Source organism: Syntrophothermus lipocalidus DSM 12680, assembly GCF_000092405.1.
GTDB classification, from domain to species: Bacteria; Bacillota; Syntrophomonadia; order Syntrophomonadales; family Syntrophothermaceae; genus Syntrophothermus; species Syntrophothermus lipocalidus.
Genome location: NC_014220.1, coordinates 1,064,640 through 1,083,186, shown reverse-complemented (window position 1 = coordinate 1,083,186; position 18,547 = coordinate 1,064,640). Strand labels below are relative to the sequence as shown.

At 51.0% G+C, this 18,547-nt stretch carries 17 protein-coding genes; 2 read left to right on the top strand and 15 right to left on the bottom strand.

The features are described from left to right. Positions 1-112: 112 nt before the first annotated feature. The 3 genes from recA to SLIP_RS05175 form a co-directional block, all read right to left on the bottom strand. A complete protein-coding gene (gene recA / locus SLIP_RS05185; RefSeq protein WP_013175231.1) occupies positions 113-1,135 on the bottom strand; it encodes a recombinase RecA in 1,023 nt (340 codons plus the stop codon). Between the two features lie 69 nt (positions 1,136-1,204). Next, positions 1,205-1,765 carry an RNA 2',3'-cyclic phosphodiesterase gene (gene thpR / locus SLIP_RS05180; protein WP_013175230.1) on the bottom strand — a complete coding sequence of 187 codons (561 nt, stop codon included), beginning with the start codon at positions 1,763-1,765 and terminating at the stop codon, positions 1,205-1,207. 1 nt (position 1,766) lies between these two features. Further along, on the bottom strand, positions 1,767-3,029 hold the full coding sequence (locus SLIP_RS05175) for a competence/damage-inducible protein A (RefSeq protein WP_148216621.1): 1,263 nt from the start codon (positions 3,027-3,029) through the stop codon (positions 1,767-1,769). A gap of 95 nt (positions 3,030-3,124) precedes the next feature. On the opposite strand from SLIP_RS05175, the gene SLIP_RS05170 reads away from it, so the two are divergent. Together SLIP_RS05170 and SLIP_RS05165 are read left to right on the top strand one after the other, a co-directional pair. Beyond that, complete coding sequence (locus tag SLIP_RS05170; RefSeq protein ID WP_013175228.1) at positions 3,125-3,403, top strand: type II toxin-antitoxin system prevent-host-death family antitoxin; 279 nt, start codon at positions 3,125-3,127, stop codon at positions 3,401-3,403. Continuing rightward, positions 3,393-3,710 carry a type II toxin-antitoxin system RelE/ParE family toxin gene (locus tag SLIP_RS05165; RefSeq protein ID WP_013175227.1) on the top strand — a complete coding sequence of 106 codons (318 nt, stop codon included), beginning with the start codon at positions 3,393-3,395 and terminating at the stop codon, positions 3,708-3,710. The genes SLIP_RS05170 and SLIP_RS05165 overlap by 11 nt, the downstream gene beginning before the upstream one ends. A gap of 48 nt (positions 3,711-3,758) precedes the next feature. On the opposite strand, the gene SLIP_RS05160 is transcribed toward SLIP_RS05165, so the two are convergent. From SLIP_RS05160 to SLIP_RS05100, 12 genes are all read right to left on the bottom strand, one after another. Continuing rightward, positions 3,759-5,246: an AAA family ATPase gene (locus tag SLIP_RS05160; protein ID WP_013175226.1), complete on the bottom strand. Its 1,488-nt coding sequence runs from the start codon at positions 5,244-5,246 to the stop codon at positions 3,759-3,761. 6 nt (positions 5,247-5,252) lie between these two features. Continuing rightward, positions 5,253-5,792, bottom strand: coding sequence for a heavy-metal-associated domain-containing protein (locus SLIP_RS05155; protein ID WP_013175225.1), 540 nt, complete (start codon positions 5,790-5,792; stop codon positions 5,253-5,255). A 90-nt stretch (positions 5,793-5,882) separates the two neighbouring features. Then, positions 5,883-6,458: a CDP-diacylglycerol--glycerol-3-phosphate 3-phosphatidyltransferase gene (pgsA, locus tag SLIP_RS05150; protein ID WP_013175224.1), complete on the bottom strand. Its 576-nt coding sequence runs from the start codon at positions 6,456-6,458 to the stop codon at positions 5,883-5,885. 120 nt (positions 6,459-6,578) lie between these two features. Continuing rightward, positions 6,579-7,907 carry a 30S ribosomal protein S12 methylthiotransferase RimO gene (gene rimO / locus SLIP_RS05145; RefSeq protein ID WP_013175223.1) on the bottom strand — a complete coding sequence of 443 codons (1,329 nt, stop codon included), beginning with the start codon at positions 7,905-7,907 and terminating at the stop codon, positions 6,579-6,581. Between the two features lie 72 nt (positions 7,908-7,979). Next, positions 7,980-8,798, bottom strand: a complete 819-nt coding sequence (locus SLIP_RS05140; RefSeq protein ID WP_242649146.1) for a helix-turn-helix domain-containing protein — start codon at positions 8,796-8,798, stop codon at positions 7,980-7,982. 48 nt (positions 8,799-8,846) lie between these two features. Then, a complete protein-coding gene (gene mnmH / locus SLIP_RS05135; RefSeq protein WP_013175221.1) occupies positions 8,847-9,896 on the bottom strand; it encodes a tRNA 2-selenouridine(34) synthase MnmH in 1,050 nt (349 codons plus the stop codon). Beyond that, positions 9,893-10,897: a PfkB family carbohydrate kinase gene (locus SLIP_RS11995; RefSeq protein WP_013175220.1), complete on the bottom strand. Its 1,005-nt coding sequence runs from the start codon at positions 10,895-10,897 to the stop codon at positions 9,893-9,895. The genes mnmH and SLIP_RS11995 overlap by 4 nt, the downstream gene beginning before the upstream one ends. Before the next feature lie 46 nt (positions 10,898-10,943). Continuing rightward, positions 10,944-13,130 (bottom strand): FtsK/SpoIIIE family DNA translocase, encoded by a 2,187-nt coding sequence (locus SLIP_RS05125; protein WP_013175219.1) that lies wholly within the window; start codon positions 13,128-13,130, stop codon positions 10,944-10,946. Positions 13,131-13,295: 165 nt separating this feature from the next. After that, complete coding sequence (gene uppP, locus SLIP_RS05120) at positions 13,296-14,075, bottom strand: undecaprenyl-diphosphatase UppP (RefSeq protein WP_013175218.1); 780 nt, start codon at positions 14,073-14,075, stop codon at positions 13,296-13,298. Positions 14,076-14,716: 641 nt separating this feature from the next. Beyond that, complete coding sequence (locus SLIP_RS05110; RefSeq protein WP_013175216.1) at positions 14,717-16,441, bottom strand: methyl-accepting chemotaxis protein; 1,725 nt, start codon at positions 16,439-16,441, stop codon at positions 14,717-14,719. 944 nt (positions 16,442-17,385) lie between these two features. Then, complete coding sequence (locus tag SLIP_RS12340) at positions 17,386-17,661, bottom strand: YlzJ-like family protein (protein WP_169303747.1); 276 nt, start codon at positions 17,659-17,661, stop codon at positions 17,386-17,388. A 102-nt stretch (positions 17,662-17,763) separates the two neighbouring features. Continuing rightward, entirely contained in the window at positions 17,764-18,474 is a 711-nt protein-coding gene (locus tag SLIP_RS05100; RefSeq protein WP_013175214.1) for a ClpP family protease, read from the bottom strand. Between the last annotated feature and the right edge of the window lie 73 nt (positions 18,475-18,547).

Here is an 18,547-nt window from a genome sequence, read left to right as displayed (position 1 = left end):
TCAGAACTCGGTCAAAACAGAAGTTCCTCCAGCTACAGTATTAAACTTTTGATGGTAGAACTTCTCCAACCTTAGGTTTAATTTTATTAAGTCCTAGAATTAGTGTCAAGTTTTAACTCTGGTCCACCTCGCGTGTTTCCCGAGGGCCGATCAAAGCAGTTCTAATCCTGGATTCCACCTCTTTAAACACATCGGGATTGGCCCGCAGAAAATCTTTTACATTCTCGCGGCCCTGCCCTATTCGCTCGCCCTCGTAAGAATACCAGGCCCCGCTCTTTTGCAAAATCTTCAGCTCCACACCCAGATCCAACAGATCGCCTTCTTTGGAAATACCTTCCCCGTACATTATATCGAACTCTGCCTGCTTGAAAGGCGGAGCCACTTTATTCTTCACCACCTTCACGCGGGTTCTGCTGCCAACAGTTTCTGTCCCCTGTTTTATGTTATCGACCTTCCGGACTTCTAGACGCACAGAAGCGTAAAACTTCAAGGCACGTCCTCCCGGTGTCGTCTCGGGGTTACCATACACAACCCCAACCTTTTCCCGTATTTGATTAATGAAAATAGCACAAGTTCTCGATTTGCTGATTGTGCCGGTAAGTTTACGAAGAGCCTGGGACATGAGGCGCGCCTGTAAGCCTACGTGAATATCCCCCATTTCACCTTCCAACTCGGCTTTGGGAACCAAGGCCGCGACTGAATCTACAACCAGCACATCTACAGCCCCACTGCGTACGAGGGCTTCTGCGATCTCTAGAGCTTGTTCCCCAGTATCTGGCTGAGATACTAATAAGTCATTGATATTGACTCCCAGTCTCTTAGCGTACAGAGGATCCAATGCATGTTCGACGTCAATAAAAGCGGCAATACCGCCATCTTTCTGGGCCTCGGCTATTACATGCAGAGCTACTGTGGTCTTCCCCGATGACTCGGGCCCGAATATCTCAACTACCCGTCCGCGTGGCAGTCCCCCAACACCTAAGGCCATATCTAGGGAGAGGCATCCGGTGGGTACAACGGCGACATTCATGGCTGCGGCTTCTCCCAGCTTCATGATGGAACCTCTTCCGAAATCCTTCTCTATTTTTCTTATCGCCGATTCAAGAGCCTCTAGCCGATCCGACCTCTCAGACATACCTAACCCTCCTCAAACATATGTTCGTCTAATGGCATTATATTCCTCTCTCCCTGGCCTGTCAAGTTTTCACCCGTTAAGCCGTATCTTCTCCAAGACAGAATACGTGGGACCTTTTGAACTTAGCTGACTTTGCATTAAACGGATTTCCTCTACCCTGAGCCGCGAAAAATCGGTTTCATAAGATAACTTACGCAACAAAGATACGAGTTCTCGAACATTTCTTTCCGAACGGACTCTTCCCAGAGTCAGGTGGTACTTACGGTTATTTTCGGGCTCATACCCGAGCTCCGCCAAATAGGCGTCTACCCTTTCTCCCAGCCAAAAAGCCTTTTCCAGTTCCCCCTCAAGCCCGATCCATATCACCCGTGGTCTTCGTTCATTGGGGAAAAACCCGGCTTGTTTAGGTTTCAACGTAAAAGGCGGCGATTCTTCTCCCACTCGGCGCAATGCGTCTATGATCTTAGATACTTCATGTTCCTCTACTTCCCCGATAAACTTTACCGTGAGGTGGTAGTTATGAGGCTCAACCCATTTTACATCCGCTCCTACCGTCAACAGTTCTGATTTAATGGCCCCGACTTGTTTTCTCAGATCTTCTGAAACAGGTATTGCGACGAAGATTCTCACCTTATCCTCTCCCTGTCAAGTATCTCCGCAACCAATCCAAAGCGCTCTTTGCCGTCAAGGTCCTTATCGATTCTCTTCCCCCTGTTAAACGTAATTCCTTAGTAAGAACCCGGTTGGCATCTGCCAAACCCATGTATACAAGGCCCACCGGTTTCTCCAGAGTCCCCCCGTCCGGCCCGGCGATCCCCGTGATACCTATGCCGATGTCTGCGCCGGAACGCGATCTTATACCGTGCGCCATCTCCCCTGCGGTCTCGGGACTAACAGCACCAAAACTAGCCAGAGTCGAAGGGCTGACCCCAAGTATTTGTATCTTCGCCTCGTTAGAATAGGAGACTACTCCACCCCAAAAAATATTCGAGCTGCCCGGCAGATCGGTTACCATTTTGGCCAAAAGTCCCCCGGTACAGGATTCGGCAAAAGCTACCCGAAGTCCTCTTTCTCGCAACATACAAGAGACCACCGAGGCTAGAGTATCGTCGTCATAGCCGAAAACGTTCTGTCCCAAAGCCTTGACGAGACCCGTTTCAAGCGCGGCCACTCTTGTTTCTACCTGTTCAAGACCTTCCCCTTCACATGTTACCCTGACGTGGATCTCGCCTTCTTCCGCCAAAAGGGCAATAGAAACCCCTCGCAGTCCATCCAAAAACTCCTTTATCATCTCTTCCACTTTTGATTCTCCTGGCCCTATGACTTTTATTACCCGGGTTTTCACAAGTCCCATCTTTTCCCCGAGTTTTTGCCTTAATAAAGGTTCTACTTCTTCCGAAAACATGGGCTGCATTTCCCTGGGTGGACCAGGCAAGAGAATTACGGTCCTACCGTCTTTTTCCAAGAACATACCGGGGGCCGTTCCACGGGGATTGGAAAGAACCCTGGCTTCTGGAGGGAACATGGCCTGGCGCAAGTTGCTCTCCGGCATGTCCCGGTTCCGCCGCTTGAAAAACTCTCTTATCCTGGCCACTTCCTCCGGGCGCAACTCCAAGCTGCACCCCATCACTTCGCAAGCCACTTCCTTGGTGATATCGTCTCGGGTCGGGCCCAATCCTCCAGTTGCAATCACTATATCTCCCATTTCTAACCCGAGTCTGAAGGCTTTTTCTAGACTTGACCGGCTGTCGCCGACTACCGACTTGCCTACAACCCTGATTCCCATAGAAGCAAGACGACGGGAAATGAAAACCGAATTAGTCTCTACCACATCTCCCAAAAGAAGCTCGGTCCCTGTAGAAATGATATAGGCCTGAGTACTCAAATCGGTCACCTCGTTCAGTGTTATTAGCCGCAATCCTATTGATTGATATAATAGTGTAAAAATAGTATAATATGATTAGAATTTTACTACAAGGAGCTGGTACTGTGCATATTAAACCGTCGGCAAGCATCCGGCAGAATTACAATGAGATTGCGGCTTTGTGCAAGTCAACCGGAGAACCCGTTTTTTTAACCAAAAACGGCGAAGGAGATCTTGTCGTCATGGATATAGAGGCGTTTACCCGTCGCGAAAAAATGCTGAAGCTGAGGGAAGAACTTCTGGCTGTGGAGGAAGATCGTCTGGCAGGGCGGGCAGGAGTTACGCCGGATGAACTGGACAAGTATCTGAACAGCATTATAGACGAGGTAGGACATGGAAAATAAACGCCAATACAAGGTGATTGTTTCTGACCGTGCCCGTCAGCTGCTGGCATGCCATGTCCTTTTTCTAGCGCAGAAAAGCCCCACCGCCGCCCGCAAGGTAAAAAACAACCTGATGGATGCCATCCGTTCCCTACATCAAATGCCCGAGCGTTTTCCGTTTCTGGAGGCAGAATTTATACCACCGAATAAATATCACAAGATGTTCGTCGAAAAATGGTATTTGGTTTTGTATCAAATCAAAGACCGGACGGTGTACGTTGACTATATCGTCGACTGCAGGCAGGATTATAGGTGGCTGTTGCGTTAGAATTTCAATATATGGCACAACTGCTTCCTAAAAAGCCGAACTACCTGCTTAGACCGCAATCTGAAGCCTGTCTTCTAGCAAACTTCCAAACTGATTTCGGTCCAGTGTCTCTTCTTCCAAAAGTTTTTCCGCAACCAATTGCAAGACCGAGTAGTTCTGGACTAGAAGTTCCTTGGTTTTATCCTCCAATCCCTTTATGATCCTGCTGCACTCGTTGTACATAACTTCCTGAGGAATGTCCTCAACATGAACTACCCCCAAAGGAGATAAACCGCTCACCACTATTTGGCGTGCTATCTCCCACGCCTGCTCGAAGTCACTCTTGGCCCCAGTACTCCGGCTACCAAACCATATTTCTTCACTGATAGCCCCGGCCAGGGCAACCATAATCTGCCCGCAGAGCTCATCCCAGGTGTAAAGATACTGGTCGTCCTGCGGTGACTTCCGCATGTACCCTAGAGCCTGTCCTCTCGGCACCACCGTAAGTGAAGAAACCGAACCTGGCTGTAGTAACTCGCTGACCAGAGCATGTCCAGATTCGTGCACACCTACCCGCCGGAGCTCCTCGTCTGTAGGTGTTCTTTCCAGTTTTTCTCCCAAAATAACTTTATCCACCGCCTCTCTAAAGTGGCGGTGATGTATCTTTTTGCTTCCTTCCCGGAAAGCCAAAATAGCGGCTTCGTTGGCCAAACTCTCTAGATGCGCCCCCGAAAACCCGAAAGTAACCCGTCCCAGGTCTTCCATGTCGACATCATCGGCCAGCGGTTTATTGCGGGTGTGTATCTCGAGAATCCTGATTCGCCCTTTTTTGTCAGGAAGGCTGACCATAACTTGGCGGTCAAACCGTCCCGGTCTTAGTAAAGCCGGATCCAACATGTCAGCCCTATTGGTCGCCCCGACTACCAACAGCCTGGTCTCATCGTCGGGCATCAACCCATCCATTTCTACCAGCAATTGGTTGAGCGTCTGGTCATACTCCATATGGCTTTGGTGAGAACCCCTTCGCGCTCCCAAGACTTCCAGTTCGTCAATAAAAAGTATGGCACTATTCTTTCCCGACATACGCGCTTTTTTACGGGCCTCACTGAACAGCTGTCGCACCCGTTTCGCTCCTACTCCGGCGTACATTTCAATAAACTCGCTGCCCGAAGTTGCCAGAAACGATGATTTGGTATAACTGGCTGCTGCCCTGGCCAACAGAGTCTTACCTGTGCCCGGTGGCCCTACCAACAGGATTCCCTTCAAGGGGCGAATGCCCATTTCCAGAATTTCAACAGGTCGTAGAAGAAACTCCAAGGCCTCTCTTAGCTCCTTAATAGCAGAATCCTGTCCGCCTATGTCATCGAAGGTAATCAAACCTCCGACCTGTTCGCGGGAATCCAACCCTTTGAATCCCCCGGTTCCTTGCATCTGATAAAAAAAATAAAAAGCCACTATAATCCCGGCAAAAAAGATGAAAGGGAGAACATTAACCCCCAGAACAGCCAGAAAAATCAAGATGCCTATGCCTGACCCTAGGGCGATTTCGCGTGACACATGTACCTACCTCCCCACCGCTGGTTCAGAGCTGTTATCATCTCCTCTTTTTATAACCTCGTACAGATAATGTCCCTGTTTGTGCAATTGAAGGTACAGGTTGTCTTCATCAACGCTCAACTTGTACTTCAATTGGTGTTCTCTAGCCACTTTATTAATTTCTTGGTTCAGCCACAGAAAAGAATTATTGGCTATGCCCTGGTAAAGGTAGAGTTGAAGTCCGCGGTAAACTTCTTCAAGCTCCTGGTTCCTCGTGTCTTTGATTTCCAAAGAGTAATTTCCTTCCCCAAACCGTTCCTTAGCCAACTTATCGACATCTCTGTAACTAGGCGCGAAGTCTTCCATATCCTCCATTGTAACTGTGACAGTTACTTTATGGTTTTCTCTATTGATCTCAACTTCTTGTACTCCGGGTACCCGGCTCATCTCTTCCTGAACCGGTTTCTCGATAAGATAACGGTTGTACAAGCTATACCCAGCCATCGCTACGCCCAAGGTAACCACAAAGGCGATCACGGCTACCGGTGCTTTGAAGTCCTTCCACACTGTCCAACACCTCAGACTGATTATAGCACAAGCTAATCCCGAAGCTCCCCGTGAATCCCTGGAAACACCGGCATGATCATGAAAGGAAGGTTACTTCCAGCGCCAAAAATACTGGAGGCCGGAGGCAACAGTAAGGACAACGGCGAGGTACATAGCCCAATCTCCGATGGGCCAGGTCAACAGCGAACGATAGAAATCCTCAAGAATCACCAGGATTACGGCCACAATCTGGGCTATGGTCTTAAGCTTACCGAGGGATCCGGCCGGAATTATAACCCCTTCTTCCGCCTTCACCGCCCGCAACCCCGTCACCGCGAATTCACGTCCCAAAATAACTACCGCCACCCAAGCAGCGACTTGACCCAGCTGGACCAAGCTGATAAGTGCAGAAGTAATGAGCAACTTGTCGGCAAGCGGATCAAGTATTATCCCCAGTTTCGTTACCTGTTTACGCCTGCGGGCTATATAACCATCCAGGCTGTCGGTCACCGCTGCCATGACAAAAACCCCGGCTGCCAAATAATTACCGTACTGGATTCTGGTTAGCAAAAAGAACATAAAAACCGGTACCAAGAATATTCGGAAAACAGTAAGTACATTGGGTAAGTTGAACGGGCTTGCACTGGGCCCAACGCTCGCCTGGACCCTAGATTTTCGGTTCGACATCCCTACTAGAGACCTCTTTGTGCGTAACCTCACCTTATATCTTGCGCTCATTTCCACCTGCGGCAACGCCTCCCCCTTTCAATACCAGGTTATACTGACCTCCAACTCATCGCAAGCATTTTACTCGACTACCTCCGCGGTAACGTCGTAACCCTTACTGTCAACTAACCTCGCATTCACCATTTGACCAACTTGTAAAGGTTTTGCCGACTTAAGGATGGTTATACCGTCAACTTCTGGAGCCTGGTAATAGCCCCGCCCCCAGTAGACCCCCGGCCCGGTGCAACCCTCAACCAGTATCTGCTCCACCTTTCCCGTGCGACGTCGGTTGAGTTCAGATGTGATGGCAGACTGCATTCTCATAATCTCGCGCCAGCGCCGCTGTTTTTCCTCCTCCAGAACATCATCTTCCCAACGGGCAGCCGCTGTCCCTTCCTCCTCTGAATACATGAACGCTCCCAGCCAATCAAAACCGGTTTCCTTAACGAAGGAGCAAAGGTTTTCAAAACTCGACTCGCTTTCTCCTGGAAAACCGACCATGACCGTCGTGCGTAGAACCAGGCCCGGCAGCCGGCGGCGTAAATCTTCGATCAGAGACACCAGGTATGAACGCGAATATCCCCGCCCCATACGCTTCAAAACAGAATCATCAGCGTGCTGAATCGGCAGATCCAGGTACGGAATCACTCCGGGCTCTCTTCCTATAACCTCCACCATCTCAGGAGTGACATGAAGCGGGTGGGCATACATGACCCTGATCCACTCTATGCCCTCGATCCGAGACAGGTTTTGTAACAGCAAAGCCAAGCTGAGGTTTTTTTCAAGATCCTGCCCGTACATGGTGGTATCCTGAGCTACCAGCACCAGTTCCTTGATGCCTAAACCAGCCAGCTTCTGCGCTTCTTCCAGTATATCCGAAAGAGGGCGGGAGCGAAAAGGCCCCCTAATCAGGGGAATGGCGCAGTAAGAACAGCGGTTGTCACAACCTTCGGCTATCTTCAGATAAACCCATCCGGGCGGAGTGCTGAGCACCCTGGGCCCGCTCTCCCGAAACCTGTTGGACAATTCGCCGACCAAACAGCACCTTTCCCCGGTTTGCACCCGGGCGACTACTTCTGCAATCCGAACAAAATCGGATACCCCCACTAATGCGTCGATCTCCGGGATCTCTTCCTGCAATTCTCTCGCGTATCTCTGCACAAGACAGCCAGTGGCTATTATCTTTTTGACATTTCCTTTATCTTTCAACAGGGCCACCTCGAGCAAGGTGTTGATTGCTTCCTCCTTGGCCGGTGTGACAAACCCACAGGTATTGACGATAACTATGTCTGCCTGGTCCATTTTATTCACCACCAGGTAACCCTCTCGCTTCAGAAGGCCCAGCATCACCTCTGTATCCACCCTGTTCTTTGGGCACCCTAAGCTGATGAACCCCACTCTGGCTTTCACTGCCGAACACTCCCCGATATGAGCAATATAAAAAGCGGGTTGATGCAACCCGCCGCATCCGTTCCCGTCCTTCTAAGATCCGCTCGTAAAAACCTTATCTCTGACAACCTCGCGTGATTTGCCTAAATAACCAAGTTCCTTGCCATCTACTGTTACCAATATCCCCCCTGCATTCCCTATGGTCAACGTTACCTTATAACCTTGCACCTGAGTCTCTTCATTTGGGTTCATTATGCCGGAAAAAGCGCGTTCACCGTTTACGTATATGCTTACCCAACTCCGGTCGGTAGCCCTCAGCTTTACTGTAACTTCCTTTTCCGGCAGTTGTACCCCTCCAGACGACGGCGTGGACTGTTCCTTTGTATCGCTTCCTGCCTTCTCTCCTGCCTGAGTCCCGGCAACATTTTTACTGTTTTCTTCCTCTTTTCCAGGTGCAGGTTTTACCTGCGATGTTCCCATACCAGACCCGGTTTTCTTCGTTCCGGTCGATGGTGTTCTCTCGTCAACAGATGTAGTTGGGGGTGTAGACCGGTTTTCTTTGATGTGATGCGAAAAATAGCCGACAACCAGTGTTCCCAGCCAAATAGCCAAGATCAAGAAAACAACTGCTGCTAAAACATTTTGCCATTTTATTGCGGGCGTCTTCAACCTGGGACTCTTCTCCTCGCCTTCCGTATCGTCCTCAATCTCATATTCTTTCGGCATCACCATCTCTTTGAACCATTGTACGGCTTCATCTTCGTTAAGCGAGAGGAACCTGGCATAACGGCGGACAAAGCCGATAGCATAAACCCTGGCTGGCAGCACCGCAAAATTCTCATCTTCCAGAGCCTTCAGATAGTACTTCCTTATCTTGGTCTCCTCTTCGACCTGTTCGAGAGTATAACCCAGCTCCTCACGTCGCGAACGCAGTATATCTCCAAAAGCACCTATGGTTCCTCACCCCTTAGCGTCATACTGCCTCTCCAGGTATTCTCCTACCTCTGTTATCGCCTGCCCGAGGTCCCCGGCACTGACACACAGTTCAAACCGGCTGTCCGGCCCCGAAGGATACCGGTACAGGGAATCGTAGTAATTCAACAACAGGTATTCAACAACTTTCTCAAAATCCCTTTTTTCCAGTTCATCCATCAGGTACTTTACCCGCTTGGAGCCGATAAATCTTTCCAGGGCATCGAGTCCCTCTTTCAGCTCTTGAACAACCGTTTCCGTATCTCCCACGACGTACTCCCGTACCAGACGGTTTATCCTGTTTTCCAGCGAATCATAAACCAGGATATGTCTGCCCTGGCTCATCTTACTAAAAAGATGCGAAGGCAAGTACACCCGTCCTATCCGCCGGCTCTCACATTCCACTACCAAGTACGGGTAGCTCTCCAGCATCTTTAATTCTTGCCATAACCGGCTGTCGAACATCTTCTGCCCAGGCTGCTCGCCCATTCCCATTCCCCCGAAGACCGAGCCCCTGTGGCAGGCCAGCCCCTCCAGATCAACGGAGGCATAGCCCCGCTCCCGCAATCCTTTTATTAGCTCGGTTTTTCCACACCCGGTCAGGCCGTGCAGAACAACCACCTCGCCCCTGGGGAGCAACTCCAGTTGCTGAACCACGTGCCTGCGGTAAGCACGGTAGCCGCCATCAAGCCTGTAGCAGGGTACCCTCATAAGCTGCAAAACACTGGCTAAGGCTTGACTCCGTTCTCCTCCCCGCCAGCAGAAAAGGACAACCTGCCCGAATTCACACAGACGCTCTACCTCGTTAACCAGCTGAGGTAATCTGGGGGCGACCATCTCCAGTCCTCTCTCTCTGGCCCGACATGGACTTTCTTCCCGGTAGATCCTGCCTATTTCCGCTCGCTCCGCATCATAGAAAAAAGGAATATTCACCGCCCCCGGGATGGTAGCCTCTTTGTACTCGGAAGGTGAGCGTACATCCACGAATAACGGTTGTTCTAAACTCAAAGCCTCTTCGACGGTTATATCCCCTATCATACGTTTCCTCCCTCGGTTAATGAAGCTACCCGGCTCCCTATTCGTACCGCCTGCCTGTACTGGTAACCTTGAGCCAACCCGTAGACTATCCCGGCTAAAAACGCTTCCAGCCCCCGGGTAACTTCGAATCCCTGGTTGGGTGCCAACGTCACCTCCGTCGAGCCTTTCCTGTTAACGACAAAAACCTTGCTAGTACCGTCAGTTACCACAAAGCTTCCCAATCCCTTATCGACCAGTCCCAACCCCTTCTCAATCCAGCCTTCAACCTCCCCGCCGCTTACCCCCAATACCAGCAAGTGGCAATCAGAAAAAACGTCAGCAAGAGAGCCTTCTTTTCCTACCAACTGCAGGGTACAAATATAAGGCCACTGCGACGATTCTCGCTGAGCTAGCTTCCGCAACACCATTTCCAGGAAGTTATGCTCCACCAGCAACCACTCGCACCCTGTCAACAAGTGACTCCATATGTCCAGTAACCCTTCAAACACATCCAGTCCAACATCGTCAGAGTATTCAACTAAGCCGTCTTGACTGATAACCCTGACCCTCTTCCCCGTACCGTGCTGGGAAGAACGGTAGAGACTAGAAGTATCTACTTCTTCTTTCATCAACCGCTCAATAAGCCTGTCCCCTTCCTCATCTATCCCAAGGGCTGTCAGTATCTTAACTCCCAAACCGAAACGGGCTAGATTGGTCGCCACCTTGTACGCAAAACCGCCGATCCCGGTTGTGATCCGGGTTACGGTTTCCCAGTTTTCTCTCATCCCAGTCTCAACGGCTATTTCCACGCCGGACTGGCCAAGCACCACGCTGGATACCCGCTCGTTGAACACGTATCCTCGGCCGAGAATAACGCCCTTTTTCATGAGATTCGAAACATGCACAGCTGCAGAGGAGCGGGCAATTCCCAGACGGCGCGCCAGTTCATCCTGAGATATCAACGGTTCTTTTCTTAGTATCTCTAGTATCTCTTTTTCCCTCGCGGTCAGTTTCAGCCCCATCACCCCGCCCGCCTCATACCCTCTATAAACAACTGCTTATTTAATCCTAACACATATTGTCGTTTGAGTACAGGCGCGCAAACTGTTCTTCATCTATCAATATGTCTCTTTTTTTGTTAACATCGGGCGGAGATATTATCCCGCGCTCTTCCATCATGTCCACCAAACGAGCGGCGCGAGCGTATCCTATGCGAAGCTTGCGTTGCAGCAACGATACCGAAACCTTCTGGCTCTGTAGGAAGATTTTCACCGCATCCCAAAAGAGGTCGTCCTGGTATCCTACATCCCCCATGACCATATCCATCCCGATATCTTGTTCTTCTCTAATAGGAGTGGTAAGGTTTTGCTGCCGGACAAACGCGACCACGGCTTCTATATCTGTGTCGGAGACGAATGCGCCCTGCACCCGGAAAGGCTTAGGGGCGCCTACCGGGTATACCAGCATATCTCCCCGGCCCAGGAGTTTCTCGGCCCCGGCCATATCCAGAATCGTTCTCGAATCGGACTGGGAGGAAACCGCGAAGGCGATACGTGAAGGAATATTGGCTTTAATAATGCCTGTGACCACGTCGACCGAAGGTCGTTGGGTAGCTACCACCAAATGTATCCCTGCTGCTCTGGCCATTTGCGCCAGCCTACAGATAGAATCCTCCACTTCCACCGGAGCTATGGTCATAAGGTCAGCCAACTCGTCGATAACGATGACGATAAAGGGAAGTTGTTCCCCGCTCACCTCGTTGTAGCGGTAGATGTCCCTGACCCCGGTCTCGGAAAATTTCTGGTACCGCTGTTCCATTTCCGTCACCATCCACCTCAACCCCACGGAAGCTTTCTTGGGATCCGTGATAACCGGGGCCAGAAGATGAGGTATGCCGTTGTAAACCGTGAGTTCCACCATCTTGGGGTCGACCAGCAGCAGCCTTAGCTCGTCCGGGGAAGCCCCGTACAAGAGACTGAGTATAATACAGTTGAGACACACGCTTTTGCCCGACCCCGTTGAGCCAGCTATTAAGAGGTGAGGCATGGCTGCCAGGTCCAGAATAACCGGATTCCCCGATATGTCCTCACCCAAACCCACCGCCAAAGGGCTTTCGTGTCCTTGAAATTCCGGGCTCGCCAAAAGATTACGAAGGCCTACCCTGGTTACCCGCTCGTTCGGAACCTCGATTCCGATAGCCGATTTCCCTGGAATTGGCGCCTCGATCCTTATCCCCGGGGCGGCCAGGCTTAACTGCAGGTCATCAGCCAATCCGATTATCTTGCTTACCTTTACGCCAGGGGCCGGTTGAAGCTCGTAACGGGTGACAGCCGGGCCACAGCTCACTTGATTCACTTTCACTTTGATACCAAAGTTGGCAAAGGTATCTTCCAACACTTTTATGCTCTCTTTAATATCGTTCTTGTTAAAGCCCCTTTCCGCCTGCACCGGACTTAGCAGTTCGAGCGGGGGACGCCGGTATTCGGAGTCTTCAGGGCGACTGTCCGCTTTCTTCTCAAACGCCTGTTGCGACAGCGGCTGGGCGATCCTGATAGCCACCTCTCGGTATTCTGTTTCGTCTTTCGGGCCAGGCATAGCCGCATCTTCCTTATTAACCGGAATCGGAGCGGCTGCTGGTTCCTTCGCCAACACTTCGTCCTCGGCCTCGTAAAAAAGCAGTGGCTCCAGGGCTGCCAGCCACTTCTTGACCCGCGAGCCACTCTTCGTTACCACCGCCGTTAATGGTTGATCTATCGCCATGATCACTCCTAGTGTTAGACCAAAAACCAGCACCACGTAAGTCCCGATCCTGCCCAAGAGATGCACCAACACATAAGCCACTGTTCCACCCAGGTATCCCCCTCCCAGACCCGCAGCAGCTGCCTGTAGGCTGTCCATTCCGCCTGGAATTCTTGCAATGCTCAAGAACGTAAGAAATAATACGGAAACCAGGGCCAGGCCTCCCATACGTAAAGACCAGTACCTCTTGGCAACTAGCAGATGAAAAGCCCACAGGAACAGAAAAACCGGAACCAAAGGTAGAGCCGCTCCCGTCGCCTTTTCCAGGCCCATAATCAAATAGGTTCCGATAATCCCGATCGCTTCTTGGTCCTGAGGGTTTCCTTTATACTTTAAGGTAGCCACCATGAGAAAAACACTGAGAGCCAACAGCAAAATGCCGGATATCTCTTCGCGAACCGCGCTTCGGGCCTTTTTTTCAATCTTGGCCTGTTCCTGGGCCTGTTTCTTTTTCATGGCGTCCTCACCCCATCAAAACAATTTCGCCATGGAAGGATTTTCTCCTTCCCGTAATTTGGCAAATGGATTGGGCGCACTAACAGAGGTGTCTAATCCAAACAAAAATAACCCTCTTAACAACAAAGAGGGTCCGGGAGACACCAGCCCACTAACTGCAAGCGTCTAGCCCCTAAAAAACGCCAGTATAAGTATACCCACGGTCCAGCAGTAGTAAGAAAACAGAGATAACCGGCCTCTTTTGACCAGGCCCATGACAATGCGAATGGCTGTGTAGCTAGAAACGGCTGCGGTAACAGTCCCCACAATGTAAGGCGCAAGGCTATGGCCCGCAATACCGCTGTCCAAAATGTCTTTGCCCTCTAGGATCCCGGCCCCCAGGATAGCCGGAATCGACAGGAGGAAAGAAAACCTGGCGGCAAACTCCCGGTCCAAGCCTCGCAACAATCCGGCGGAGATGGTCGACCCAGAACGAGAAATCCCTGGGGTTATGGCAAGTCCCTGAAGCAGCCCTATAAATAGGGCGTCGCCTACAGAGGTCTGTTCAACCTCTTTTCCCCACCAAGCCCGTGTTCCGAGCTTTTCCCCGAGCACCAGAAGAAATCCGGTAATTATCAGTCCCACTCCTACCACGGTCAAAGACTCAAAAGCCTGTTCAAACAAAGGCTTGAGAAATACACCTATCAGCCCGGCTGGTATGGTTCCCAGGATGATAAGATAGACTATCCGACTCATTGGCTTTTTGATAATCCCCCAAACGTCGCTCCAAAACGCTGCTATGACCGCAACCAGAGTCCCCAAATGCAACATTACCTCGAAAGTCACCCCTGGCTGTTGGAAGCCCAGCAACTTCTGGAATATCACCAAGTGGCCCGAACTGCTGACCGGCAAAAACTCGGTTAAACCTTGGACGATCCCCAATATAACAGCATCAAGATAATTCACTTCTCTGTCCCCTCCCCGTAACTTTTTAAATTATAGCACAGACCCCGGCGCAAAATTAGTCGTTTTGCCATCTGTCCTTCAAGATGAGACACAGATGAACACAGACCTTTGTGACTCTCATCCGAGTCACCACTACAGAATGAAAATGCGACTGTGGAGGAGTGTTAGCCGGGCGAAGCGACGTATGACGAGCCGTTGCAACACACGGCGAAACTGAGGGCTGCGAAGCGGAGCGAGAAACAGGAGGTTTCGAGCAGCGAGGGACTGAGTGCATGGACGCCGAATCCCGAGCGGTCCGCTTCGCACCGAAGAGAGCCGATGTGTTGCAGGCGAGGAGTCTTGGAGCGAGCTGGCTAACACTCCTCCCGCCAATCGATTTTCGGGCCAGATTTCTGCAGATGTACACTGATAACTTAGAACTGGGAAGAGTGTCAGCCAGGAGAGTAAGCGTTTTCATTCTCTAGTGATAACGCTTTTCTAGTGTGAAAGGGGCCTGCTTTTAATTAACACATTTCTGGTTGCTCAAAGCCTCAAACCGGTCAGCTCAGGTCATGAAAACACGAGGGGTTTTGCCCGAACGCGAAAAACCCCTCGTCTGCCGCTATCCGTTTGTAAATCTTGGAAATTATTTAACCGGAGAACTACACCCTGAACCTGTTCACTTCCGTCGCCAAGTTCTCGGCAATCGAAGCCAACTGCTGGGCCGAAGCGGCTACCTCCTGTGAGGAAGCGGTTATTTCCTCGGTCGATGCCGCCACTTCTTCCGAGGCCGCCGAGTTCTCTTGGGCTACGGCACTTGCCGATTCTACGTTCTTCAGCACTTCGTCCTTGGACCTTACAATCTGGTCCATTCCGAGATAGGTAGACTCAATTAAGGGAGCTATTTTGTCAACAGACGACAGAATGTCCTCAAATGACTTGACCGTGTTCTCCACCGATACGGTCTGGGAAGTAATGAATCCCTCGACCTCGTTCGAGGTTTTTAGCACCTCTTCGGTATCGCTGCTGACAGAGGCGATGAGCTGTATGATCTGGCTGGTGGACCGGGATGATTCTTCCGCCAGTTTCCTTACCTCTTCCGCCACCACCGCAAACCCGCGTCCCATTTCCCCTGCCCGGGCTGCCTCGATGGCCGCGTTCAAGGCCAAAAGGTTCGTCTGGTCAGCTATCCCGGAAATGACATCGGTGATGCCGCTTATCTGCCGCACCGACCCGATGAGGCTGTTCACCTTCCCTACCACCACCTCGAAGGCTCTCTGAATCTCGCGGATAGACTGGATGAGCTTATCCATTTCCTCTTTGCCGGCCTCGACCTTGCTCGCGCTGTTGTCCGTTTCCGCTCTGACCCTCTCCAGATCCCGGTAAACCTCTTCTATGCTTTGGGTAAGGCGCCCTACGTGGCCTACAACGTTACCCATGTCGCTCGCCTGTTGGGTTGCTCCCTTGGCCACCTCTTGCATGGCAGATGCTACCTCTTGCGAAGCGGCGGTCAATTCTTCGGCCACCGCCGCCAGGCTCTGCGACTGCGAGCTGGTGCTAACGGCATTGTCTTTGACCACTTTCAAGGCTGCTTTAAGATTTTCCACTACCTGGGCCAGAGAACGGTTCATGTCGGCAAACTCGTTCTTCCCTTCGGTTTCCAGAGTAACCGTGAAATCGTAGTTACCAAGCCGTTCTAACACCCCGTTCACCTGGCTCATATATCCCATAATAATCCTTCTCAGAACATAGGTTCCGGCTACAAGAATTATGGCCAATCCTATGAAGAGAAAGATGAACGTCCTCTTTGCTCCCGCGTAAACGATATTCGCCTTATCTACCGCCTTCTGGGCTTCATCGGCGTTCAGTTTGACCAAAGCATCTATGTTCGACTGCACCTGACTCGCCGTCTGCCTTACCCTGTCAACGGACTCAACCCCCACCTGACCACCATTCTTGAACACTCCTATGATGCTTTCCGCCTGGTCCACATAATCGAGGTAACCCTTCTCGATATCTTCTACCAGCTTGCGTTGCCCTTCACCCATGGAAGACTGCTTATACTGCTCGAGAGTGCTGGCCAGCTTCTTTTTTACGTCCGACACCTGACCCACAGCCGCAGCGTCATAACGCTGGGCAAAGAGCATCTGGGTCATAGCTACCCGCATGCTGTAAAATTGGGTTTCAAATTCCTTTAATTGTAAAGAAGTCAGCATCCGGTCCGAATACAAAGCCTTCATGTCGTTGTTGAAAACCGCCATGTCCTTTAAAGCCAGCCATACCAGCGACCCTACTACCATAAGTGTCACCACAGCAAGCCCTGCCATAAGAGTAGATACCTTCGTGTTCCTGAACCATCCTGCCCGTTGGTTTCCAGCTTCAGTCATAGCCATTCCCCCCTCAAGTGCGGTGTTCAAACCCGAGTAGATAGGATAACCGATGGTGACCTCTCAGCGGCAGGGCGTCAGGGCAGGCTATATGCAAGCCTCTCTCCCGATGAAGCCCGCCTCACACTACCACCCCCTTCGCTACCAAAAGATAAAAGAGCGCGCGCAGGGAAAACCCAACAATCCAGTCTCTGCATTGTGGCATCACTGCGTCTGCAAAGCGACCAAACCCCGCTCAACTGTATAACCCCTCTATCCCGAAAACCTGAGTCAAACCCGTGGTACTTGATTGCCGGTTACCGGCGCTGCTCATGTTAATCTACCCTCTCTGATGACTAAGATGATTAAGCAGCAGGAGTTGTTGTTCCAACCTCTGCTAAACCCTGGGCTCGAAGGCTTTTTAGAGTTTACATAAAATAAGAACCAGGCCAGGATACATACTATCCGGGCCTGGTTCTTCCTCCCCCATTAGCCGATAATTCTTGCCCCTATGCCAACAAGCTCGCCACCAAATCCTGCTTACACCGGGGCAGCTGCCAAATGCAAACAATACGTTATGAGATTGATTGATTGATTGATTGATTGATTGATTGATTGATTGATTGATTGATTGATTGATTGATTGATTGATTGATTGATTGATTGATTGATTGATTGATTGATTGATTGATTGATTGATTGATTGATTGATTGATTGCAGGTTTCATGCCAGTTCGTCCTCGCCCTCTACAACGCGATCACTTTTTATCTGGGGCTGGCGAGCTACGCGCTTTTCTTTCCGTGTCTTAGTCATGATCGATCCAGTTCACAGTACCCCTCTTGTGTCTCGTAAATTGATCCCACCAGTCCCAAGACCTTGGGCGATAAACTATTAAAAATTATCAGGACTTTTTTCCTTTTTATGTGACATATCATCCCATATTATGGCGTTATCTGTCAAGGAATTATTTTCCTACGATGAACAGCTTTCGGCTTATGATATTTCCCGGGGCGTACCTGGGATCGAGAAAATCCATGGGGTCAGTGCTCATCAAGCTGACGACCCGGACCTCGTCCGCGCTCAACGTTTCAACCTGCAGTATCCCGCCCGAAGGCAGCACGACCTCCGTCGTTTCGCGCTGTTCGAAAATGGGCTGGTATATGTCTTGGGGTCCCACGTAAAAGTAAACCAACCTTCCTACCTCCTCTTTCGACAGCGGTTCAACTTCACTTCTCGGCACCGAGAAAAATACCTGTCCCAAAGAACACCTTGCTTGCTGGTGGAATGTTTCGCCCGCCGGTCCGTAAAATCGACTCTCATAAATTCGTCGCCAGCGGCGGGGTTACGACAGTATGCCCTTGTGGTTGATGAGTCCTCTTAGCTTGGCCAATGCTTCTTTGATCCCGCCTACCTCATCGATGAGCCCGATGTCGACCGCGTCCTTCCCGACAAGCACGGTCCCTATGTCTCTGGCCAGTTCCCCTGTCCTGAACATCAGCTCCCTGAACTGGCTTTCCGACACCTTTGAGTGTTCTGTCACGAACCTTACTACCCTGTCTTGCATTTTATCAAGGTACTCGTATGTCTGGGGAACTCCGATGACCAGCCCTGTGAGCCGGATGGGGTGTATGGTCATGGTCGCGGTGTGGGCGATGAAGGAATAACTGGTACTGACGGCCAAAGTGACCCCGATGGAATGCCCGCCGCCCAGGACTATAGAAACTGAAGGTTTGGACATGCTCGCGATCATCTCTGCCAGAGCCAACCCCGCCTCGACATCACCGCCGACGGTGTTCAGGATTACCAGCAGGCCCCGGATGTCCGGGTTCTCTTCAACTGCCACCAGCTGGGGGATGACGTGTTCGTACTTCGTGGTCTTGTTGTTGGCCGGCAGTATCATGTGTCCTTCCACCTGCCCTACAATGGTAAGGCAGTGGATGTCGCTTCTAAACCCGGGCACCTCGGTTTGCCCAAACTCCTTCAGGTTGTCAGTTTTGCTCTCCGTTTTGGGGGGCTTTGCCGTCTTGGTTGTCTTGGGTTTTTCTTCTACCATGCCGGGCCTCCTGTTCGTATTGTTGGTATCGTCGTTTCGTTGTGCGCTATCCCTCTTTACTCTAGATTCTCCC